The organism is Lactobacillus amylovorus DSM 20531 (genome assembly GCF_002706375.1).
GTDB classification, from domain to species: domain Bacteria; phylum Bacillota; class Bacilli; order Lactobacillales; family Lactobacillaceae; genus Lactobacillus; species Lactobacillus amylovorus.
The window spans coordinates 953,648-975,745 of sequence record NZ_CP017706.1; the positions used below are offsets into that span (position 1 = coordinate 953,648).

Sequence of the window (22,098 nt, forward strand, 5' to 3'; positions counted from 1 at the left end):
TTATTTGGGGATGGCTAAGCCCTTAAGCTGCAAGAACTAGTCAATGCGGCTACTCCTTAATTGGAATGTTGGAATACTAGTGTAGACGGCAGTAAATAAAACGTGGAAAGGAAAATATATTTCTTTCTGGTATGTAAGAAATATAATTATCTCTTACATATTTCTGTGTTTTATATAGCAGAGTTACTTTTACAATGAAGAAATTAATCTTTTGGGGTGTTATTTTTGCGCTATTCGTCTTAGGTGGAGGCGGCGCCGGTGCTTACATTCACCACACCAACGCTGTGCAACACGAGAACACTACCAACACATCCGGCTCCAGCAAGGGTCAGAATCCTAAGTCCGGCCCTGCCGATAATAATGGTAAGAACAATAATAAGGAAGATAATTCTTCTAGCGATTCTAATGCAAGCAAGTCATCTGATAGCAGCAATTTTTCCAGCTCCAGCAGCGACAAGAAGCAAGACAAGGATAAGAACAGTTCTGCGCAATCATCTTCAAGCGATGACGACAAGCAACAATCTAGCACCACGCAATCTTCTACTCAGTCATCAACCCAATCTTCAGCCGCTCAATCTAACACCCAAAGTGGCAAGACTGGAAAATAAGCACCATTCTTCATCTTCGGATGAGAAATGGTGTTTTTTATTACATTTTAGTACAGAATCACATTTTTATGTGATCTTAGTACAAATGATGCTAAAATTTAAGTAACTACATGAGGTGAAGACAATGCTAATAGAATTCAGACTAAAGAACTATGCTTCCTTTAAGAACGAAGCAATTTTATCCGCTCAAACCGGCGAAAGATTATATAAGTACAAGGACACCAACACATTCCAAGGCAAGGATGTTTCTCTGCTCAAGAATCTCCTGATCTTCGGGCCTAACGGTGCCGGAAAATCTAGATTGCTCCGCGGACTAGATGTAATGAAGCATCTTGTTCTCAATGGTGGCGCTAAGGCTGTGACCGATCCCCTAATATACACCCCATTTATTTTTAACGAGAGGAATCAACATGAAGACACAACCTTTGGTATTGTCATTCAATTCAACAAGCAGATCTATGACTATTCTTTCAGCTATAATAATGAACAGATTTCCACTGAAAAGCTTGTACTCATCAACGGCGACAAGGAAGAAACATACTTTGAAAGAACTGGGCAAGATTTTTCAATTATTCCTGATAATCTGAAAGATCTCATCCCTCGCCTAAGGAAGAATGCCCTCTTCTTGTTCTTAGCCCAGCAAAACAACGATAGCCCTGCAAGTGATATTTACAAGTGGTTCGCCGAAGATTTATCTATCATCCTGTCTGGCAACCACGTAATCATCGACAAGGAATTCGCAGAGCTATTGAAAAATAAGCAAATAAAAGATGAACTACTCTCCTTCTTGCAAGCTGCTGACTTTAACATTTCTGACATCACAGTAAGAAACATTCCATATTCAACTGGTAGTGATCCTTTAGACACCAGTCCTAGAACCGTCCCTATGCTTTTCACCAGTCACAAGGTCTACAACGATGACGGTGACTTGCTAGGGCAAGCCGAACTTCCATTAACTGAAGAATCCGACGGAACCAAACGCATTTTGTACATTGCCTTGGTAATTCTGGATGCTCAAATGCATGGTAATCACAGAACTATCTTGTTTGACGAATTTGATTCTTCATTGCATCCCGAACTCGCCAGAACATTAATCCAAATCTTCAACTCAAAAGAGAATTTGAATCAGTTCATTTTGACTACTCAAGATGTGCAACTACTAGATAATCCAATCCGAATCGACCAAATCTATCTCGTCGACAAGAACTTCCAAGGCGTCAGTGATTTGAAATCAGTCTTTGACTTTAGCAATCCCCGAACCAGTGGCAGACTCGATGTCAACTTGGCCAAGAAGTACATCGAGGGCAAATTCGGCAGTATGCCTGTAGTTGATACAGAAGGATTGATGGATATTTTGCAAGAGATTCATAAAGGAACCGACAATGAGAAAACGAAAGAGTAAAAAGTTAGACCTACGTCCAACAATTAGAATTTACTGCGAAGGCAAAACTGAAGAGAATTACTTCAACATGCTCAAGCAGAAATATCATCAAAGCAATGTATCCGTAAATTCACGCTACTCTATCAAAGTAAAATCAATGGCTCGTTCAGGAATGGCTTTGTTGCACGATGTGCTAGAAGACCCTAAATTAAATAAGCAAGACAAGATATTTTTAGTTTTTGACCACGATGAACACACTCCACAAGAATTATCGGAATGCTTTGATCAAGCCAAAAAATCTAGATATGATATTACGATTCTATTCTCAAACATTTGCTTCGAAGTTTGGATCTTAATGCACTTTGAACCAGTAACTGCTGCTTACACTAGAAAACAACTTTTTGCTAAATTATCAGGCGAGAAATATTTCAATGAAGAATACTCTAGAAACAAAGGACAAAAGATAAACATCCTTCGTGATAGAATATCAACCGCAGTTAAGAATGCTAATCGAATTTCTTCACCTAGTGATGAATCTACTAAGATCATCAAGAAAGATCCTTACACCAACGTAAATTTATATCTAAAAGATATTTTCCAAACGGAACAATATTAATTCTCACATCATTGCCCCAATTTTCATCCCATACATACGGTAGTTTGCTTTAAAGTTCAATATCTATTAGAATTATAGAAAGATCAATCCCCTTGCTCTAATGGATACGTCCTATCGCAAGGTTTTTTTATTGCTTTAGAAAGTTCCTACTTTATATAATCCAATATTTCCCCACATCATCCTAACAAGTGTAGTAAAATAGATTAGTTGCTTTTATTTGCAAAAGTAGATAGAATTATTATTGACTTTGTACTACTTATTTTCTAAATAAAGGGGTAACAACTTTGACTGAAGAAGAAAAAAACGCACAAGCTCAAGCAAATAAAGAAAATGAAGAAGAAAACGACGAACTTAAAGTCGTAATGCCAAAAGCTAACAAGACTACCATGCCAGCTGAAGAATTCAAGGAACAACCTGACTACTTGAAGGTTTTCGCTAACTTTTACATCGCTGAATTCGATGAAGACGATCTTGAAGTAATCAACCTTTACGATACTAACCACAACATGGTTGATATCAACGGCTACCTTTTGAACAACATTCACTTCCCACGCAAGAAGTTGGTTGACCACGTATTGCAATACCACGACTACAACTTCAAGAACTTGCTTAAGGTGATGGCTGAAAAGACTGGTGTTAAGCCAGAAGAAATGCTCACTTACGAAGCATGGGAAAAATGGGATGAAGATCAACGTAGACAAATTCCTTCATCACTTTCATAATTTGCTATTGAAAAAGCTCCCGATTGGGAGCTTTTTTTTGTTACTTTTCAGTCTCACGCATTAACTCTTCAAATTATTCTGGAGTTAACGCCCTTTCTTTTTTTACTTGATGAATTGATTCCATTAGGTTTTCTCTATTTGCCTTATTACCTAACAAGTAGTTCGTTTCCTGAATGGATTTAAGTTCTTTCTCTGAGATTGCCATAGTATCACTTCACCTATCTTTCAAAGCATCAAAAGCTTCTTTATGCTCTGCTATAAACTTCTTTGCAAAATCGCTGGCTGCTTGATCGTCTTCTAGTTCTTTCATAAGATCACTATGCTCATTGTAAAATTCATTCATAAACTCTTTCACTTCGGGATCTACTGCATCCCCTTTTTTATTTTTATCTTCTTTCATAGTTTTTAACCTTCACCTTATATCAAAAAAGCCCTGCTTTCGCAGAGCCTTAATTCGAATGAATTTCCAATTCACTCTATCAATAAATGCTAGAAGGAGTTCCTTCCATGATCCATTTTTAGTTTCTTATTCGTTTATCATATCATAGCACATTTCGACAAATATTTTTGGGTAACGAAAAAGGCTGGTTCAACAACCACCCTCAAGACGTCTTTCGGTAAGTAATCAGCTCACCTTTGTTGCGCACCCGCTCAACATACTTTAATTGCCACTAATTATTTTACTATGCTATTTCTCCAGGGTGTTCGATATACCGCTGAACTACACTGATACTAAAATATCGGGTTTCTGGGAACACTAAGTAGTGTTTAGGATTTTACTAGCCTTAATGCTATACCTAACCCACAGAACTCAGCTATTTACCAAGGCCAGTTCCTGACCAGTTGGCTCTTCTATGTCTATGCTATATAAACTAAATTTTTATAACGTAGACATTGCTCTATTCAAGATATTAACTGCCGCATTAATATCTCTATCGTGATGAACTTGACATTTAGAACATGTCCACTCACGAATATCCAGTGTTTTTTCACCGCTATTATGACCACAGCTAGAACAAATTCTAGAAGTATTTCTAGGATCAACGATAATTAATTTTTTACCATACCATTCACATTTATATTTCAACATCTGACGAAACATACTCCAAGAAGCATTGGCAATTCCTTTAGCCAAGCGGTGATTTTTTTGAAGATTTTTGACTTTCAAATTTTCAATTGCAATCACATCATATTGCTTAACTAAGTGTGTTGTCAGCTTATGGAGATAGTCTTTTCTCTGTGCAGCTACTTTAGCTTGATAAGTAGCCTTAGTCTTTTGAGCTTTTTTCCAGTTAGAAAAACTGTTCAAATTTCTAGGGCAAAGAGCCTGGCGATATTTATCTTGCAAACAAAGCATCTGAGCTAAATGCCTTCTACGCGAATACTTTTTCTGCCAGCTAATTACTTTCTTTTCATAGTAAGCACTTTTAAAAGAAGGGTACTTAAGACCATTAGATAAAATAGCTAAATCAGCTAACCCAACATCAATTCCCACTTTTTTACCAGACTGTTCGAAACACCCAACTGGTTTAGTTTCCACTTGCAAGCCTAGATAATATTTTCCAGTTGGTTCAAGCACAATAGTATAACGCTTAATCCTAGTCTCCTTTAAGATATCTGTCTTACTGGTTTTAATATATCCTAGTTTAGGTATTTTTAGATATCTTTTACCGGTTACATGGACGACTGCTTTGCCTGTATAAGAGAACCTTAAAAAGATAAAAACGGTAAGTCTTTATTGTTTTTATAGCGCTCCTTCATCATGCCAAGCATTTGATTCCAAACGAAACGATCATTACTAAATATTTGCCAGAGTTGATCTTGTTGATTGTGGTTGGGATATAGTCGTAATTTTATTCCTTTTAGCACGTTTGTTCCCCTCCTTTTGATAAAAATTATATCAGAGGGATAAATAGAACACCAGTTTTTTAAAAGTAATCAATAAAGTTTATTACTAATAATGTGCCTTAAAATTTGATAATCCATAGTAAAATTTCTTTTTTCCTTTACACATTTTACTGAACTGTCGAGTAACATTAAAACATAATTATTTTCCTTGCAATGTGACCTCAAATGGAAGAAAATGGGTTTATCAAGAAAATGTCAGCGTGGCATTTTCTTTTTTTATATTAATGCTACAAATTATTTTGTGGGAGATATTTGATAATGAATAATACGTCCAAACGCATGAGTGCGGCTGGCTTACTTATCGCCATTGGTATCGTCTATGGTGATATCGGAACAAGTCCGTTATATGTAATGAAATCAATTGTGACTGAAAATGGTGGGATTGCCAACGTTAATCGAGAATTGATCGTTGGTTCAATCTCGTTAATTCTTTGGACAGTAACTTTGTTGACTACTGTCAAATATGTCATGATTGCTTTGAAGGCAACTAATCATGGCGAAGGAGGAATCTTCTCTCTTTATGCTTTAGTTAGAAAAAGAGCCAAATGGCTGGTCATCCCGGCTCTGATTGGTGGTGCAGCTCTGCTTGCCGATGGTACTTTGACACCAGCAGTGACCGTTACCACTTCGATTGAAGGGTTAAAGAATATGCGCTTTGGTGATGTGATTCCGGTTCCTTCTCAAGAAGTTGTAATTATGATTACTATCATCATTTTGGTAATTTTATTCTCAATTCAGAGGATGGGAACCAGCGTTATTGGTAAAGCATTTGGTCCAATTATGTTGGTATGGTTTACCTTTTTAGGAGTAGTTGGCATTGCTAACTTGAGCCATGATTGGAGTCTTTTGGAAGCGATTAATCCCATTCATGCTATTCGAATTTTGTTTAGTCCAGCTAATAAAGTCGGGATCCTAATTTTGGGTTCTGTCTTCTTGGCTACTACTGGTGCTGAAGCGTTATATTCGGATGTTGGACACGTAGGTAAAGCGAATATTATAGGCTCTTGGCCATATGTATTTGTTTGTCTTTCATTAAACTACCTAGGCCAAGGCGCTTGGATTTTGCATAATGCTAGCTATCATACTGGTAATGGTGACTTCAATCCATTCTTTGAAGTTGTTCCTAGCAATTTGCGTCTTTTTGCCATCGCCTTGGCTACGATCGCAGCTATCATTGCTTCCCAGGCATTGATTACTGGATCGTTTACTTTGGTCGCTGAGGCCAGCAGTTTAAAGTTTTTACCAAGAATGAATATTATTTATCCTTCAACTGAAAAAGGACAAATTTATATTCCATCAATTAACAAAATGATCTGTGTGGTAACTGTAGCAATTGTGTTCTTATTCAGAACTTCACACCACATGGAAGCAGCATATGGTTTGGCAATTACTGTCACTATGTTGATGACTACAATATTATTGTTTGAATACTTGGGTAAAAAAGGCAAACCACTTTACTTACGCTTGATCTTTTTGATTGCATTCGCTTTTATTGAAGGGATGTTCTTAATCTCCAGTTTGACTAAATTCTTACACGGCGGTTACGTAACTGTTTTAATTGCTGGCTTTATCTTGGCAATCATGTACGTTTGGTACTACGGTAACAAGGTTCGTGACAAGCGTGAATCACGCAATGCCTACGTTCGTCTTGACGAATACACCGACATGTTGACTAACTTGAGTCACGATGAAGATTACCCTACCTACGCAACTAACTTGGTTTACATGGCCAACGTTAAGTACAACAAGTTCATTAAACGTGAAATCTTGTACTCAATTTTGGATAAACATCCCAAGCGTGCGAAGGCTTACTGGTTCGTCACTGTTAACGTAACTAACGAACCATTTACCGCCGAATACGCAGTAAATACGTACGGTACTAAGAACGTAATCAACGTTCAGCTTTACTTAGGGTTCAAGAAGCAGACTAGCGTTAACGTCTACTTACGGCAAATTGTTCATGAATTGATTGCAGATGGTACGATTGAGGCTCAACCACAAAGATTCACTACTACTCCTGGTAGAGATGTAGGTGACTTCTCATTCGTTATTGTTAACGACGTCATCAGTCCACAAACCCAATTGGTTGGTTATGAAAAGTGGTTGGTTGAAGCACGTGTTCGTTTGCAGAACTTGTCATCCAACCCTGCCTCATGGTTCGGCTTGGAATATGCGGACACTGTGATCGAACGTGTTCCATTGATCTTAGGTCGTCCAAATCCATCTTACATTAAGAGAATTAAGCCTAAGGATTATTCCAACGCTAAAAGTAAATAATAGATAAATCAAAAAGGCACCCGTGATGGGCGCCTTTTTTAGTGCAATAAACTTATTATATGGGTAGTAAGTAAGTTATAAAGACTTCAGCGTAGTAGCGGCACTGCAATCAACTCTATTATAGTGTTGAAAATGTAAAATGGCTAACATTTGTGCTTTTTAATATTAATAAAGAGTAAATATTATAGTTGTATTCAATTTTCTAACGACAGAAAAAAGCGGTCTTTCGACCGCCCACAATTCTTTCGAGTCGATAGCTAGTCGACTCTCAACACACGTTATAGTGTATCATCTCTTCATACTATTACTATTATAACATGATGAAAAAAGCTCTGCACAACGGCAGAGCCACTTGCAAGTTATCGTCTTGCATGCATGCATCCATGATCAATGAGATCACAACACTTATTCTACAATATTTTACCATGACAAAATAAAAGCACGAAGTTCTAAATCAAAAGAACCTCGTGCTTATTTTTATCTAAACTACCAAATCACTACACGTTTTTCAGGATCAAGCCACATACCGTCGCCTTCCTTAACGTCAAATGCCTTGTAGAATTCTTCTTGGCATTGTGATTGGACGTTAGCACGTTCTGGACCAGGTGCGTGAACGTCAACTGAAACTTGCGTCTTAATAGACTCAGTAAGTTGCTTATTAGCCCAAATACGAGCAAAGTTTTCAAACAACTTCTTCATATCGCCGTTTTCACCCTTGTTAGCTTGAACAGCAGCAGTCAAACCACCTTGGTCAGCAATGTTTTCTGAAACAATTTGCTTACCGTTCAAAGTTACAGGACCATACTTGATGCCGTCGAACAAGTCGATTTCAGCTTGCGTACGCTTCTTGAATTCTGCGTAGTCAGCGTCAGTCCACCAGTTCTTCATGTTACCGTATTCGTCGAATTGCGCACCGTTGTTGTCGAATGCGTGTGAAACTTCGTGGGCGATAACAGTACCGATACCACCGAAGTTTTCAGCACGATCTTGCTTCAAGTCGTAGAATGGTGCTTGCAAAATTGCGGCTGGGAAAGTTAAGTCGTTTCTTTGTGGGTCGTAACAAGCGTTAACCAAGTTACCTGGCATGAGCCATACACTACGGTCAACTGGCTTGTGCAGCTTCTCTACGTTGTACTTAACTTGTTCAATTTCAGCAGCTCTAGCGTTTGAGTAAAGGCTACCACCTTCGCTAGCTGGGGTTACGTGCAAACGATCGTAGATTTCTTCAATCTTGTCTGGATAACCGATCTTCAAGATCAAGGCACGTAACTTAACGATTGCCTTGTGCTTAGTTTCTTCAGAAAGCCAGTCATTGTTCTTGATACGTTCTTCGTAAACATCAAGCATCTTGTGAATCATTGATAAAACGTCTTTTTTAGCGTCTTCGCCAAAGTAAGTCTTACCGTAGTAAACACCAACAACTTCACTAAAGATGCCGTTAGCAAGGTGGTATGCTTGCTTTTCTTGGCTTTGAAGTTCTGGTTGACCTGACAAAGCTTGGCTAAATGGGAATGATGCTTCACGGAAGTCTTGTGACAAGTAGCTAGCAACACCATTGATGAACTTAACGATCATCCAACCCTTGATTTCATCGAAGTTGTCCTCGTTAATCAATTCATCGAAGTGATCCAAGTAGCGAGGTTCTGCGACGATTACGCGGTCTGGAACTTCACCCAAAGCTTCCTTCAAGAAGTAGTCCATCTTGAAGTTAGTAATCTTCTTTTCAAAGTCTGAGATTGGCATTGGGTTGTACATTGCTGGGTAGTCTGCCCATTCTTCAGATGACTTAACTACCTTAGATACCTTGTCATCGAACTTCATGGCATCGTCAACGTATTCTTCAGCTTGACCTGCTGAAAGACCTGCCATCTTAAGAAGCTCAATTGATTGCTTCTTCAAAACGTCGAGCAATTTTTGTGCCGCATCAGTCTTATAAGTAGTTGTATCTGGCAAGAAAATTGATGAACCGAAGAATTGCAATACATTGATCTTAGTGTTCTTCATATCGGCATCAACGTCGAAGCTGAATGGCAATGCAAAAGCCGCCTTGAACAAGTCTGGAGCCTTCAAGTTGAAGTCAGCAAAGTCACGAATACCTTCAAGCAAGGCTAAATCAGCTTGGATAGGCTTAGCACCATCTTCATCACGACGCTTAAAGTCACGCGCTAACTTGTAAAGTTCAACTGCCTTCTTCAAGTTAGGTACATCAGCAACTTCTTTTTTACCATCGGCAAAATCTGCGAAGTCCTTCATCAACTTCTTTTCAACATCAAGGTCAATGTTGTCGAAGCTGGCAATTCTTGAACGGTCTGATGGAATCTTGACGTTTTCAAGCCATTCAGAGTTAACTGCTAAGTATAAATTATCTTGTGGACGAGTACCTACTTTTGGTTCGAGGATGTCGCCGGCACCGCCGCGAACGGCCATTTTATTATTCATTCAGGAAAATCCTCCTTTTTTGGTGTCTAAAAAATTAAATCAAGCTAATTATATCATTTTAATTTAATTTTGTATGCTTTTTACTTACTTATAAATAGTTAATTCTTTGTGCACTCTCATGTAAGTTGGAATCATGACTACGATCATCAAGGCAATCACGATAGCGGCTACCCAGAAGAATGGAATATAACCAGCATGGTCGATGATTAAACCACCAAAGAGCGGTCCAAACGCACGCCCGATCCCGGAAGCCACCATGTTGGCACCTTGGTACTTGCCTTTACTGGTGAGTGGTGACAAGTCGTTGACGTAAGCAGGAATAGCTGGGAACGCGGTTGATTCACCCAAGGTCAAGATGAACATTGATAAAGCGAAGTGCGCGAAGTCTTTGGCAAAAACTAATGTGATAAACGATAGTGAGAACATGCAGATCCCAAAGATGATCTGATGGAAGAGATTTTTAAAAATATTAGGAAAACGAGCCAGGATCCCTTGCATGATGACGATAACGCCGGCATTAAGGGTCCAAAGCAAGCTGTACAAGTGGAATGGAATTCCAAGTGAAACCATGTAAACGGACAAGTTGGATTCCCAGTTCATGTACATCAACCACGTTACGCCCAGGGTGGTGAAGAAGACCATCGTCATAATGAAGTTGCGCTTTGGCATTGGTTCTGCCTTGTGCTTTTCGCCCTTCTTATGCTTGGCCATTCTTTCCTTGTGGAAGGCGATAATTGGCTTGTAGTTGAAGACTGCATTGATGAAGGCAATTACAAAGAGTAGTGCCGCAATCACGAATAGAAGCGTAATTGAGAAGTCGTAGAGGTATCCTACGATCAAAGTACCGGTTACCACACCCAAGTTTTGTGAGAAGTACAAAACGTTGAAAACGTAGCGGCCCGGATATTTTTTCAAACTAGTGGCAACGGAGTTGATCAAAGTTCCGTTCCAGCCGCCCAAGAAGCCGGTCAAAGTCAGCCAGACCCAATATTCTGGCCAGCCATGAAATGCGGCCATCAAAAATAAGACTGCGGCATCTAGACCTAAGCCCCAGAGCATCAATGGGTACGGATTGTATTTATCATAAAGACGTCCTGAAATAATTGAGCCGAGGATGTTGCCAGCACAGTTACAGAACAGGACCACACCAATGATTGACAGACTGATGTGCAGCTGTTTGTTTAAGTAAACAGAAGTTAATGGCCAAATGAAACTAGCACCGATCCAAGTAGCTAATACACCTACGATCAGCCAAATTAACTTAATTTCATCAGTTTTAATTTTTCCATGTGCATTTTTCATATTTGCCTCCCTAATGTTCTTTTTCTCCATTGTCTAGCTTATCAAGAAGTACAAAAAAAGAACAGTGCCAAGCTGACACTGTTCGTAAACTATTTAACTTATTCTGTTTTCTTTTGTCCCGTCAATTTTTCAATGTCGGTGATATCTTGCGCCACCTCGAGGCATCCCAGATACTGATCATCGTCATCATGGACGGCGTAGTAACGCAAATAGAGCTTTCTACCCATCTTTCTTGGCGTGAACCAATATGAGATCTCGTTCTTCTTACCTTCATGAAATTCCTTGAAGATCTTCTCGATGATTGGCTTGCTGGCCGGTGTGTGGCAGGAGAAGACGGAGTTGCCGATCGCGTTTTTAGAATGAGGGAAAATATTCGCACCGCCGCCAAAGTAGGCAACTTTGTCGTTGGCATCGACGAAAGTTAAAGCAAATGGCAACATATCTAAAATTGCGGACAGTTGTTTTAGATTCAATGATCCTTCCTTGAAGTTAATGAACAAGCTGGAAAGATTATCAACCGAAATTGGGCCGGCAGCCTTTGGTTCTGCTTTTGGCTTCCAATTCATTGGTGGGTTGATCAAGGTGTAACCGATTTGCTTTTCTTCTTGCTTAACGTTTTCCCAATCTTCGGGGGATGCCACTTCATCGATCATTGGAATCATGATGTCTTCTTCTTTGAAGATCATCTCGAGTACTTCGTGGCTAGTTTCCTTGATTGCCTTATCTAATTTTTTTGCATCAATTGGATCAGTATTAGCAATCTCATTTGCTTGTTTAATTAAACGTCTAATCTTGTCATCCACGCCCCACATTACTTGTGGCGGAGCAGTGATGCCGTACTTGGTCATTAGTGGAAAAAGCGAGGTCTCTTTTCTCGCATAGTGCTTATCGATCGTGGCTAAATCAGACAATGCTTGTTTAATTTTATCTAAGGTTTCATCAGATTTGTTATCTTTCCACTTTTTCAAGTTAGGCAATAAAAAGTCATTGACCAGCGACTTGATAACCACGTTTTCCTGCTTGATTGTGTTCACCGGATGACCTGGCATGGAAAAATCAGGATTCTCCTTGTTTTCCTTGATATTGCCCCTAAACACATCAGCGTGAACGTTACACAAATATTGAATCTTGCGTGGATCCAAACCTTGTGCGATTAATTCCCGCTCTGCTGCCGTAATTTCAGATACGTCGACCTTATCGAACGCCTCCTGAAACATCTTCTTCGCTGTCGCAAAATCGCCGCCATCTTGGATATAATGCAAGATCTTGAGCAGTGCCTCTTGTCTTTCTTTACTTAAATTCGCCATTATTCAATCACCTTGTAGCCCTTTTCTTCAAAAGCCTGTTTAATCTTGTTTAAATCGATCTTCATTGCTTGTGCACCAAGCGGAATCGTCATTACTCTACCTACTGTGCTGAGCAAGCCTGGAATCTTAATTCTGGTAAAACCGCAGTCATACATAATCTGGATAAAATCAGGATATTCATCAGCCAGCTTTTTAATTGGCACAGAAAAGTCGATGACTTTTTGTTCTCTTTCAGTATCTTCGATCTCTTCTTTTTCACTTTGATCATCAAGCATCCCCAGCTGCTTCTTAGCGGCCTCAGTCATCCTCTCAGGCGACCAAACAGGATACCAGACTAATTGTACCTGACATGAATCAATGCCGTTAACGGTCAATACAGCCTGTTTAATGTGATCTTGCAAATAAGTAGAAAGTGGACAGCCACTGATCGTCAAAGTCATCTTTACCGTGGCCTTCGTACCATCAATATCAATGCCGTAGATCAAACCCAAGTTAACAATGTCAACCTGCAATTCTGGATCGATGACCTCTTGCAAGGCCGTCATAATCTGATCAACTAACTCTATTTTTTCTTCTTTCATCATTTTTCTCCACAAAATAAGGGTAACTGTAAATCTAATTTTACAATTACCCCTTGTTTTTATCTATTATCTATCTTTGCAATTTGTCCCAAATAACAACTTTGCCAGTCTTCAATGACTTAGGCACGTCGATAATTCGTTGGTTGCTTGAACCTCTAAACTGCAAGGTCAAATCCTTCTTTGCTTCAAGGAATCGTCCATCAACTAAGATATCGATCTTTGACAGCATCTCTTTTTTATCAGGAGTTTCCTTTTGCAGTTCATCCCAAGTGTAGCCGGACCAAGACCAGATGTCCTTGGTATGACCGAATTCTTTTCTCACCCGATTGATAATTTTTAAACAAACCCAGGTGTTCAAGAATGGTTCGCCGCCCAAAAGGGTTAAACCTTGGACATAAGGTTGTGACATATCTTCGATGATTTTGTCTTCAAGATCTTGCGTATAAGGCTGACCATAGTTGAAGTTCTGCGCAGCCAAGTTGTAGCAGCCCGGACAATCAAACAAACATCCCGATACATAAAGACTGCATCTTACGCCTTCACCATCAACGAAGTTGAATGGCTTGTAGTCCGCAATCTTGTGCAAACTATGTTCTTCGCTCTTCCATTCTTGCGGCTTAGGGTTCTTTGGCATTGCCCTTTGCTTAAGCAACTTCTTTGCATGATCGACCTGAGGCTTATATTGATTTGAGTCAACAAATACCGTATCGCCATCAATATTAACCTTGATCAAACTGCTTCGAATGTCAGGGCCTTCTTGATCGTTTTTATCTTTCTTTGGCATTTTCTTCGATTTCCTCTTCAGCTTCTTCGCGTACCAAGCCCATGGTCATGTGCTTTACTCTGTGAGCAATTTCTTCATGACGACCGTGAACCATAGGTCTCTTCAAAGGATTACCAAGGTAGCCGCAGGTTCTCTTTACACAGTCACAGGTACGTGGATCGTGGTTGCCGCAGACTGGGCATTGGAAGCCTTTAGCAGTAGCCTTGAATTCACCGGCGAAACCACACTTGTAGCACTTGTCGATTGGGGTGTTGGTACCAAGGTAGCCTACCTTGTCGTAAGCCCAGTCCCAAACGGCTTCAAGAGCTGCTGGGTTTTGCTTCAAGTTAGGGTATTCGCAGTAGTGGATGAAACCACCGGCAGCGTATTTTGGATAATCCATTTCGAAACTCAACTTTTCAAATGGAGTTGGGTGCTTTCTAACATCGTAGTGGAATGAGTTAGTGTAGTATTCCTTGTCAGTGATGTCCTTGACCTTGCCGAACTTAGCAGTATCAAGTCTGCAGAAGCGGTCGGTCAAACTTTCACTTGGAGTTGAGTACAAGCTGTAGTGGTAGTGGTTAGGATCGTCCTTTTCCCACTTAGCACATAAGTCATGCATCTTCTTAACGATCTCAACAGTGAAGTCGTGAGCTTCATTGTTGTGTTCCCAATCGGAACCGTAGAAGACAGTACCTACTTCGTAAAGGCCGATGTAGCCCAAGGAAATAGTGGCACGCCCGTTCTTGAAGAGGTCGTTAACGTTGCCATCTTCTGAAAGACGCTTGCCAAATGCACCGTATTGGTAAAGGATTGGTGCGTTGACTGGCTTAGCTTCGGTTACGCGGTGAGCCTTGAATTGTAAGGCTTCGTGGCAAGTTTGCATTCTAACGTCGAAGATCTTCCAGAACAAGTCCATATCGCCGTGACTTTCCATAGCGATTCTTGGCAAGTTAACAGTGACAACACCTAAGTTCATTCTGCCTGAGTTAACTTCCTTGCCGTTCTTGTCCTTCCAACCTTGTAAGAATGAACGACAACCCATTGGACACTTGAATGAGCCGGTGATTTCTTTAATCTTGTCGTAGCTCAAAACGTCTGGGTACATCCTCTTGGTTGAACATTCGATGGCAAGCTTCTTAACATCGTAGTTAGGATCGCCTGGGTGCAAGTTAAGCCCTCTCTTAAGAGTGAAGAGCAGCTTTGGGAAGATAGCAGTTCTGTGTTCTTTACCCAAACCAGCAATTCTGATTCTTAAGATGTCTTTTTGGATTTCTTTTTCAATCCAAGAAGTACCAAGACCGAAGCCCAAGCTAGTAAATGGTGTTTGACCTTGGCTTGAGAACATAGTGTTGATCTCGTATTCAAGGCTTTGCATAGCGTCGTAGATGTCTTTCTTGGTACGCTTCTTAGCAAAAGCATCTGCTTTTTCTTCATCGTCAATTAATTCTTTAGCATCCTTTAAGTGCTTTTCGTAGTTCTTTTGAGCAAAAGGAGCTAAAACTTCATCGGCACGGTCGAATGAACAACCACCGTATTGGCTTGAAGCAACGTTAGTAATGATTTGGGCAACTTGACTAGTAGCAACGCCGATTGAGTTAGGACTTTCCATGTAGGCATTACCAATCTTGAAGCCGTTGGTAAGCATTTCTTTGAAGTCGATCAAGCAGCAGTTAGACATTGGTGAAAGTGGCGTGTAGTCTAAGTCGTGCCAGTGAATGTCGCCGCGAAGGTGGGCTTTAGCGATGTGTTCAGGCATCATGGTCAAACCAACGGTCTTACCTACTGTACCAGCGGTCAAATCACGTTGGGTACTGAAGACATCACTATCTTTATTTGCGTTTTCGTTAACGATGGTTGGGTCTTTATGAACTAAGCGTTCCAAACGGCTCTTAGTATCAATTTGTTTTTCCCATTCGGCGACGTCGTGCTTGCGGTAAGCAACATACTTTTTGGCAGCTTCAATATAGCCCAGTTCATTCAAGCTTTGTCTAAATGCGGTCGCAACATCTTGTGCCGTTACGGTGTCATCATCAAGCTTGTCCATAATCTTGCTTAAAATAATTGTCTTAACATCATCTAAGCCGAGAGCGTGAATAACCATTTCCAATTTGAATAATTCGAACGGATATTTAGAGCCGTCACGCTTAACGAACATTGTTGGTGTTTCTAGCTTTTGCTCCAATTCTTGCTTTAACATAAAGATCAACCTCTCTAAATCTATGAATCAATCTTACCATAAAACACAATATCTTGTATTCTATACGTATAAAGACATCTATACCTTGTATTTAGCAAAAGGCTGCTGTTAAGAGATTTTGAGCACGAAAAAAAGTTGGGAGAAATTTTTCCCAACTTTTTTAGCACCTGTTTGTGGCAAAGTCTTTTGATTTTGTTTCTTGTTAGCTGACACTACATCTTGTGGTTTAGCTGTTGCTTGAGGATGTTGTTTGGTTTGTGTGTTATTCAATACGGTACCTTGTGGCTTAGTAGTGTTCTTTACTGCAGCTGCTGGAGCGTACTTTCTACCATGTCTGTTGGTTGCATTTTCTGCGTGTGGCTTGACGGTCTTACCGTTGTCCTTAGTCTTGTTAGGCTTGTTTTCTGGTTTGACTGGAGCCGTGGTTGGTTGAGCCGGAGTCACAGGAGTTTCTGCTAGTAGCAATTTCACCCAAATGCTTTTGAATTTCGTTTACAGCTTCTTCAGCAGAGTTAAATGCTTTAACTGGAAGTGTTTCAACAACTTGGCCGTTGATTTCTACTTTGTATAAGTAGTGTTGGGCATTATCTTTGCCAAAAACATCAGTACCTCTATGAGCATTATCTTGAATTTCCCAGTTACTTAAGTTAACCAAACATTGAATCTTATAATCACTTAAGAAATTAGAAGTAAAATTAGTTACTTTAGAAACATCCCAATTTTCCAAACCATCGATTTCAACCAAATTATGATCCATCGCAAAAGTTTGAGCTATCCTATCGACGCCAGTTGTATCCAAAGCACCAACATCAAGCTTCTGCAAGGTACCTGAACTAGCAAAGGCATAAGATAAATCAGCAGTGTTTGGAATGACTACATCGCCAACATAGGTAACGCCAGTCTTTGTCTTTACTTCAACATTGCCATCGCTTAAATTACCATAGTCTCAGTCATTAATATTTACTGCTCTTCCGGCTAAATAACCATTAAAAGAACCCCAAAAGGCATCTGAATATGGGCTAGCTTGTACATTAGTAGCTGGTGCCGCAACAGAAATCCCCATAATAGCTGCTGTCGCAATAATACCTAACTTTTTAATTTTCATCCTTTTTTCCTCCTTGAAAAAATTCATTGTCATTATATAACCAATTATTTATTCCAAAGATAGAAACAAAAATAAAAAAGCTTGGAAATAACTTCCAAGCTTTCTTAAATATTCAATTACTTATTTTTCTTGAAGTATTGACCCTTGTTTACTTCGTAGTACTTCTTGTAACGAGCGTAGTAGTTGTGGAACATGTACTTCATCAAAAGCCAACGCTTAAAGTTGCGGTCTTTGTCGTAAAAGACAGTAGTACCATAACGACCTTCGTGAATTAATTCTTCTGCAGTGTCCTTAGCTTCGTTTTCAAAGGCGTATTCCTTAAAGATCTTAACTGGTACACCCATCCATAAAACGTGCTTAGACTTCAACTTATTGCCGTATACGGTGTCCTTATCCTTCAAGCTGTCTTCAACGTAATCGTCGATGTACCACTTAGCCAAGTTGTAACCGTTCAAAGTTACGTAGAAGCTTGAACGACCTTGACGCAAGTTGATTTCGAAGAACTTGTATTGGCCGTCACGAGTATCGTACTTGATATCGAAGTTAGCCATACCAGTGTAGTTCAACTTTTCAAGGAAGGCTTGAACTTGTTCGTATAACTTTTCGTCGTATGCTGGCAAGATAGTCATGTAGTTACCGATTGATTGTGGGGTTGGGTCTTCCAATAATGGGTGACCTAAGCACATCATCTTAACTTGGTGGTTCTTGTCAACGTAAGCATTCAAGGTTCTCATGTTTGAGTCATCACCAGGGATGAAGTCTTGCAAAATAAGGTCTTCAGTATAACCATTGGTGTAGATCTTGCCTACGATATCCTTGAATTCATTTTCATCGTGGATGGTGAAAGTCTTCTTACGACCTTCGAATTGGCAGTTAAGCCATGAAACTGGGTCTTCTGGCTTAAGTTCTACTGGGAATTGGAATGGCACATCAGTGTACTTGCCTGACTTGTAATCATCCATAGTGATGATCTTAGTCTTCGGATACGGCAAACCATATTCTTCGGCAACTTCGTAGAAGCCTTCCTTAGAAATTAACTTTTCAAGCAAGTCGTAATCGATGTAAGGTACGATAAATACCTTGCTCAATTCTTCCTTGTGCTTTGAAAGAAGTTCCGCATAACCATCACCACAAGCAATCAAAATTACTGGTTCCTTGTGATCCTTGTAGATTTCCATCTTTTTACGCATAACATCCATAAAAGTTGGATCTGCGCTAAAACCATGGTGAAGTTCTACGTCAACAATCTTTGAATAACGGGTTGCGGCAAGTTGGGCATCAGCCATTGCCTTAACCTTGATGCCATATGCTTCGTTGAATGAACGAGCCATACCATAAACGTTAATGTCACTACCAAGTAAAATTGGTGTAAATTTCTTAGTCATTATCTTCAATAATCCCCTAAATTAAAGTAACTTACCTTGCTTAATCAAATTAGCAACTTCAGGTTGAACATGTTGGTACTTCTTAACAGTGTTTTCGTAATCTACGAAGAACAACTTGTACCAAACAAGGAAGGTGTAGATAACCCAGATTTGTCTTCTGTGTGAGCCATCGCCTTCGTAGTTGTCATCAAGAAGCTTAATGATCTTCTTTTGATCGAAGATATCATTTACGAATTCTTCTTCGAACAAGCTGCGTACTTGCTTGTAGAAGCGTGGTTCCTTAAGCCATTGTTTGATTGGCGTTGGGAAACCAAGCTTTGGACGCTTAGCCCATTCGTCAGGCAATACCTTTTCTGAAGCCTTACGAAGTGCGTACTTGGTATCATGACGGTTTACCAAGTACTTAGTTGGGATTGAGTTAGCTAATTCTGCGATCTTCTTATCAAGATATGGCACACGAACTTCAAGTGAGTGAGCCATTGAGATCTTGTCGGCCTTTTGTTCAATATCGTTAAGCATGAAGTGGTGCAAATCGATGTATTGCATTTGCTTAACGTTGTCGATGCCCTTAACCTTCTTGAAGTCCTTTTGGTAAATGCCGTTAACAGTCAACTTGTTGCGGTAAGTTGGCTGCAAAATGCTGTTGGCATCCTTTGAGGTAAAGATAGTTGGGTAATCCATGTCGTAAATTACTGATTGACCAACGTAGAATTCACTTGGTTCAGCCAAATTGGTGTACATGTGAACTTTACCTGGGAAGTTAGGCATTTTCTTAATCTTGTGAGCCAACTTAACTTGCTTATTCTTAGGCAACTTCTTAAGTTCGCTAGTGAAGACCTTGATCAAATCATTATGGGTGTGCATCCCGTAGTTAACATAACCGGCAAACAATTCGTCGGCACCTTCACCAGAAAGCGCAACAGTAACGTGCTTACGAGCCAACTTACACAAGTACCAAAGTGGGATGATTGATGGGTTGGCATCAGGTTCATCCATGTGGTATTGCATTTCTGGGAAATCACGCATAGCTTCATCGGCGTCAACCTTGTCACTGAAGAACTTCCAGTGGTTGATGTCAGCTAAAGCCTTAGCCTTTGAAGCTTCATCGTAAGTTGAGTCGTCAAAACTTACTGAGAAAACGTCGTCTGGGTTAAGCAAAGTGGTCAAGTATGAAGAGTCGATACCTTCTGACAAGAAGGCACCAACCTTAACGTCGGCGTTTCTGTACAAGTCAACAGTTTCCTTCAAGTCATCGTTGATGCGCTTCAAAGTTTCTTCAAAGCTTAAGCTGTTTTCCTTGTATTCAGCATCCCAGTATTGGTGGGTCTTCATTTCGCCATCTTTGTATTCGAACCAGTGACCTGCTGGGAATCTGTAAACACCCTTAAAGAAAGTTTCTTCAAGGTCGTTGTATTGGTTCATGAGGTATGGCTTAACAGCTTCAACGTTCAATTCACGCTTGAACTTTGGATATTCCAAGAAACTCTTAAGTTCTGAACCAACAAGCAAGTGGCCATCTTGGTTGCTGTAGTACATTGGCTTGATACCAAAGAAGTCACGTGCACCATAAAGGGTCTTGTTGTTGTCATCCCAGATAAGGAAGGCAAACATACCACGTACCTTCTTAAGTAAACCATCCATGCCCCATTCTTCATAACCGTGAAGCAATACTTCAGTATCGGCCTTGGTAGTGAAAGTGTGGCCTGCTTTAATTAATTGTTCTCTTAATGGCTTAAAGTTGTAAATCTCACCATTAAAGATAATTGCTCTAGTTTTATCTTCATTATAAATAGGTTGCGTACCCCCACGAAGATCGATAATTGACAATCTTCTGAAACCAAGGGCAACCTCATCGTTAGTGTAGTAACCGTCGGAACTAGGTCCACGGTGCTTGATCGTAGCCATCATTTTGCCAATAACGGCTTGTTTTTCGTTTATTTTTGGATCATAAAATGCGACAATTCCGCACATATTTAAACTTCCCCTAAGCTAAATTCTCTCTACTTTATCTATACATATTTTTCTACGTTAACTTTTTTATTATAAGCTAAACACTTGTAATAGCCAAATAGCTTTACTCTTCTTTAACTAAATAAAATATACTCGCCGTCTTGCGGCAGCGCCATAGCCAAAGACTTGAATGCGGTGGCGTTTCAAATCAACGTTAACGATATAACCGGCCGCTTCATTGCTGTGGTCGATCTGCCGCTTCAAGTTCTTATTGAATTTGGTTGTTAAAGAATGTTTTGGCCCCATTAAGGCTGAGCAATTAAACAGAATATATTGGATACCATTGATGCGATATTGATCTTCGCGGTGACGGTGACCGCAGAAGTAGGCAATGATGCGCGCATTCTTTACGTGCGTGAAGTCGAAGTCATTGGACAAACGGAATTCTGCTGGTTCACCATCGCTAGCATGCATGCGGCCCTTTTCTCTTTGATTAAAGGCAACGAGCAATTCATGCAAAGATCTACCGTTATATTTAAGGGCGTTACTGCCCTTGCGGTTAATTGGGTTGGCATGGCTCATGAAGATAATCTTCTTGTTTGATGATCTAGTCAGAATTTCGATGATCTCTTCAATTTGGTCTTCACGCACGGCCAAAGTAATCTTGGCATCGTATTTCTTTTGTCCCTTATTATTCAAAACATAAGGCAAATCCGACGTATTAACGGAAATGACGCGGATATCATCGAAGTCAAAATATGCTACACCATGTTGGCGTGAAATATAATGGATATTCTTTTGCCGGTACATGTCAGGCCACATGATATTTTCAAACTCATTTTCTGGGAATGAAGCCTTCAAATCATGTTGCTCGTCAAACTTATCATTTTCATCGTGGTTGCCCTTAATATTTAAGTAAGGAAGCGTAGCAGACTTAAACGAATTGTTTAACTTGATCAGTTCGCTTTCACCAAGTATACCAGCATCAGAGCCATCGATCCAATCACCTAGGTGGGCCTTCATGTTAAGCAAACCTGATTTTTCAAGGTAAGAAAATTCTTGTACGTGCTGCAAACCATTCCAGCCGTAAAAATCGATACTATCCTTGTCTTTAAAGTGGGTATCGGTAATCACGCCGATATTCACTGAGTTTCTACCCTCACGAATATGCTTTTTTACTTCATTGGTAAAATCATCAAGATAATCTTCTACTAAATAGCGACGGCCCGTCTTTTTATTTCGGAAAGCACGAAAACGCCCCAGCTTTTCATTATATTTACGCACGTATTCTGGTGCGAGTTCTGCTGTATTCTCAGAGCTTAAGCCTTGATGCAAAACACCATCCTTGTCTTGATAAACGGTCAAGACAAACTTCTTGCCATCAGGCGTACCATCTTCTGGTCCCACATGGTATTCGCCAATGGTCGTGTATTTTTGCATCGGATCGAGCAAGCCCCCTCCTTTCTCGATTGCGGAACGCTTTTTTGCTCCGATGATCCTATCAACTATCCCTTTTGTTTGTTTAAAAAGATTCATTCTTTTCGCCTCAAAGAC

General features: G+C 40.0%; 19 protein-coding genes and 1 pseudogene. 5 read left to right on the top strand and 15 right to left on the bottom strand.

The window, feature by feature from the left end; all coding sequences use genetic code 11:
• Window positions 1–194 precede the first annotated feature (194 nt).
• The 4 genes from LA20531_RS04995 to LA20531_RS05010 all read left to right on the top strand — a co-directional run bounded on the left by LA20531_RS04995 (window position 195) and on the right by LA20531_RS05010 (window position 3,327).
• Entirely contained in the window at window positions 195–608 is a 414-nt protein-coding gene (locus tag LA20531_RS04995) for a hypothetical protein (protein WP_056939629.1), read from the top strand.
• A 124-nt stretch (window positions 609–732) separates the two neighbouring features.
• Complete coding sequence (locus LA20531_RS05000) at window positions 733–2,010, top strand: AAA family ATPase (RefSeq protein WP_056939628.1); 1,278 nt, start codon at window positions 733–735, stop codon at window positions 2,008–2,010.
• The gene (locus tag LA20531_RS05005; RefSeq protein WP_056939627.1) at window positions 1,991–2,605 is read left to right on the top strand and encodes an RloB family protein; all 615 of its coding nucleotides are present in this window, start codon (window positions 1,991–1,993) and stop codon (window positions 2,603–2,605) included. The genes LA20531_RS05000 and LA20531_RS05005 overlap by 20 nt, the downstream gene beginning before the upstream one ends.
• 284 nt (window positions 2,606–2,889) lie before the next feature.
• Entirely contained in the window at window positions 2,890–3,327 is a 438-nt protein-coding gene (locus LA20531_RS05010; RefSeq protein WP_056939626.1) for a hypothetical protein, read from the top strand.
• 73 nt (window positions 3,328–3,400) lie between these two features.
• Here the strand turns inward: LA20531_RS05010 and LA20531_RS11840 are convergent, their stop codons facing one another.
• The 3 genes and pseudogenes from LA20531_RS11840 to LA20531_RS05020 all read right to left on the bottom strand — a co-directional run bounded on the left by LA20531_RS11840 (window position 3,401) and on the right by LA20531_RS05020 (window position 5,196).
• Window positions 3,401–3,532 carry a hypothetical protein gene (locus LA20531_RS11840; RefSeq protein ID WP_257790272.1) on the bottom strand — a complete coding sequence of 44 codons (132 nt, stop codon included), beginning with the start codon at window positions 3,530–3,532 and terminating at the stop codon, window positions 3,401–3,403.
• 9 nt (window positions 3,533–3,541) lie between these two features.
• Complete coding sequence (locus LA20531_RS05015) at window positions 3,542–3,727, bottom strand: hypothetical protein (protein ID WP_056939625.1); 186 nt, start codon at window positions 3,725–3,727, stop codon at window positions 3,542–3,544.
• 480 nt (window positions 3,728–4,207) lie between these two features.
• A pseudogene (locus LA20531_RS05020) lies at window positions 4,208–5,196 on the bottom strand (RNA-guided endonuclease InsQ/TnpB family protein).
• Window positions 5,197–5,493: 297 nt separating this feature from the next.
• Between LA20531_RS05020 and LA20531_RS05025 the strand changes: the two are divergent.
• Window positions 5,494–7,512, top strand: coding sequence for a KUP/HAK/KT family potassium transporter (locus LA20531_RS05025; RefSeq protein WP_056939624.1), 2,019 nt, complete (start codon window positions 5,494–5,496; stop codon window positions 7,510–7,512).
• A gap of 486 nt (window positions 7,513–7,998) precedes the next feature.
• On the opposite strand, the gene LA20531_RS05030 is transcribed toward LA20531_RS05025, so the two are convergent.
• The 12 genes from LA20531_RS05030 to LA20531_RS05080 form a co-directional block, all read right to left on the bottom strand.
• The gene (locus LA20531_RS05030) at window positions 7,999–9,951 is read right to left on the bottom strand and encodes a M13 family metallopeptidase (protein WP_056939623.1); all 1,953 of its coding nucleotides are present in this window, start codon (window positions 9,949–9,951) and stop codon (window positions 7,999–8,001) included.
• Window positions 9,952–10,035: 84 nt separating this feature from the next.
• Complete coding sequence (locus LA20531_RS05035; RefSeq protein ID WP_056939622.1) at window positions 10,036–11,253, bottom strand: MDR family MFS transporter; 1,218 nt, start codon at window positions 11,251–11,253, stop codon at window positions 10,036–10,038.
• A 98-nt stretch (window positions 11,254–11,351) separates the two neighbouring features.
• The gene (locus tag LA20531_RS05040; protein WP_056939621.1) at window positions 11,352–12,560 is read right to left on the bottom strand and encodes a DUF438 domain-containing protein; all 1,209 of its coding nucleotides are present in this window, start codon (window positions 12,558–12,560) and stop codon (window positions 11,352–11,354) included.
• Complete coding sequence (locus tag LA20531_RS05045; protein ID WP_056939620.1) at window positions 12,560–13,141, bottom strand: iron-sulfur cluster assembly protein; 582 nt, start codon at window positions 13,139–13,141, stop codon at window positions 12,560–12,562. The genes LA20531_RS05040 and LA20531_RS05045 overlap by 1 nt, the downstream gene beginning before the upstream one ends.
• A 70-nt stretch (window positions 13,142–13,211) precedes the next feature.
• Window positions 13,212–13,925, bottom strand: coding sequence for an anaerobic ribonucleoside-triphosphate reductase activating protein (gene nrdG, locus LA20531_RS05050; RefSeq protein ID WP_056939619.1), 714 nt, complete (start codon window positions 13,923–13,925; stop codon window positions 13,212–13,214).
• Window positions 13,909–16,104, bottom strand: a complete 2,196-nt coding sequence (gene nrdD / locus LA20531_RS05055; protein WP_056939618.1) for an anaerobic ribonucleoside-triphosphate reductase — start codon at window positions 16,102–16,104, stop codon at window positions 13,909–13,911. Before nrdD ends, nrdG begins: the two co-directional genes overlap by 17 nt.
• A 108-nt stretch (window positions 16,105–16,212) precedes the next feature.
• Window positions 16,213–16,548 carry a hypothetical protein gene (locus LA20531_RS05060; RefSeq protein ID WP_056939617.1) on the bottom strand — a complete coding sequence of 112 codons (336 nt, stop codon included), beginning with the start codon at window positions 16,546–16,548 and terminating at the stop codon, window positions 16,213–16,215.
• Window positions 16,496–16,975, bottom strand: a complete 480-nt coding sequence (locus tag LA20531_RS05065; RefSeq protein WP_082589000.1) for a BspA family leucine-rich repeat surface protein — start codon at window positions 16,973–16,975, stop codon at window positions 16,496–16,498. The genes LA20531_RS05060 and LA20531_RS05065 overlap by 53 nt, the downstream gene beginning before the upstream one ends.
• 75 nt (window positions 16,976–17,050) lie before the next feature.
• Complete coding sequence (locus LA20531_RS11135; protein ID WP_156399024.1) at window positions 17,051–17,209, bottom strand: hypothetical protein; 159 nt, start codon at window positions 17,207–17,209, stop codon at window positions 17,051–17,053.
• Window positions 17,210–17,325: 116 nt separating this feature from the next.
• The gene (locus tag LA20531_RS05070; RefSeq protein WP_056939615.1) at window positions 17,326–18,594 is read right to left on the bottom strand and encodes a carboxylate--amine ligase; all 1,269 of its coding nucleotides are present in this window, start codon (window positions 18,592–18,594) and stop codon (window positions 17,326–17,328) included.
• A gap of 21 nt (window positions 18,595–18,615) precedes the next feature.
• On the bottom strand, window positions 18,616–20,565 hold the full coding sequence (gene asnB, locus LA20531_RS05075; protein ID WP_056939614.1) for an asparagine synthase (glutamine-hydrolyzing): 1,950 nt from the start codon (window positions 20,563–20,565) through the stop codon (window positions 18,616–18,618).
• Between the two features lie 117 nt (window positions 20,566–20,682).
• Entirely contained in the window at window positions 20,683–22,080 is a 1,398-nt protein-coding gene (locus tag LA20531_RS05080) for a metallophosphoesterase family protein (RefSeq protein ID WP_056939613.1), read from the bottom strand.
• Window positions 22,081–22,098 lie beyond the last annotated feature (18 nt).

Bases quoted from the DNA above. Each gene is read 5' to 3' on its own strand.
- LA20531_RS11840 (WP_257790272.1), bottom strand. From the start codon at position 3,532: ATGGCAATCTCAGAGAAAGAACTTAAATCCATTCAGGAAACGAACTAC.
- LA20531_RS05025 (WP_056939624.1), top strand. From the start codon at position 5,494: ATGAATAATACGTCCAAACGCATGAGTGCGGCTGGCTTACTTATCGCC.
- LA20531_RS05045 (WP_056939620.1), bottom strand. From the start codon at position 13,141: ATGAAAGAAGAAAAAATAGAGTTAGTTGATCAGATTATGACGGCCTTG.
- LA20531_RS05080 (WP_056939613.1), bottom strand. From the start codon at position 22,080: ATGAATCTTTTTAAACAAACAAAAGGGATAGTTGATAGGATCATCGGA.
- LA20531_RS05030 (WP_056939623.1), bottom strand. From the start codon at position 9,951: ATGAATAATAAAATGGCCGTTCGCGGCGGTGCCGGCGACATCCTCGAA.
- LA20531_RS11135 (WP_156399024.1), bottom strand. From the start codon at position 17,209: ATGAAAATTAAAAAGTTAGGTATTATTGCGACAGCAGCTATTATGGGG.
- LA20531_RS05000 (WP_056939628.1), top strand. From the start codon at position 733: ATGCTAATAGAATTCAGACTAAAGAACTATGCTTCCTTTAAGAACGAA.
- LA20531_RS05015 (WP_056939625.1), bottom strand. From the start codon at position 3,727: ATGAAAGAAGATAAAAATAAAAAAGGGGATGCAGTAGATCCCGAAGTG.
- asnB (WP_056939614.1), bottom strand. From the start codon at position 20,565: ATGTGCGGAATTGTCGCATTTTATGATCCAAAAATAAACGAAAAACAA.
- LA20531_RS05035 (WP_056939622.1), bottom strand. From the start codon at position 11,253: ATGAAAAATGCACATGGAAAAATTAAAACTGATGAAATTAAGTTAATT.
- nrdD (WP_056939618.1), bottom strand. From the start codon at position 16,104: ATGTTAAAGCAAGAATTGGAGCAAAAGCTAGAAACACCAACAATGTTC.
- LA20531_RS05005 (WP_056939627.1), top strand. From the start codon at position 1,991: ATGAGAAAACGAAAGAGTAAAAAGTTAGACCTACGTCCAACAATTAGA.
- nrdG (WP_056939619.1), bottom strand. From the start codon at position 13,925: ATGCCAAAGAAAGATAAAAACGATCAAGAAGGCCCTGACATTCGAAGC.
- LA20531_RS05070 (WP_056939615.1), bottom strand. From the start codon at position 18,594: ATGACTAAGAAATTTACACCAATTTTACTTGGTAGTGACATTAACGTT.
- LA20531_RS05040 (WP_056939621.1), bottom strand. From the start codon at position 12,560: ATGGCGAATTTAAGTAAAGAAAGACAAGAGGCACTGCTCAAGATCTTG.
- LA20531_RS04995 (WP_056939629.1), top strand. From the start codon at position 195: ATGAAGAAATTAATCTTTTGGGGTGTTATTTTTGCGCTATTCGTCTTA.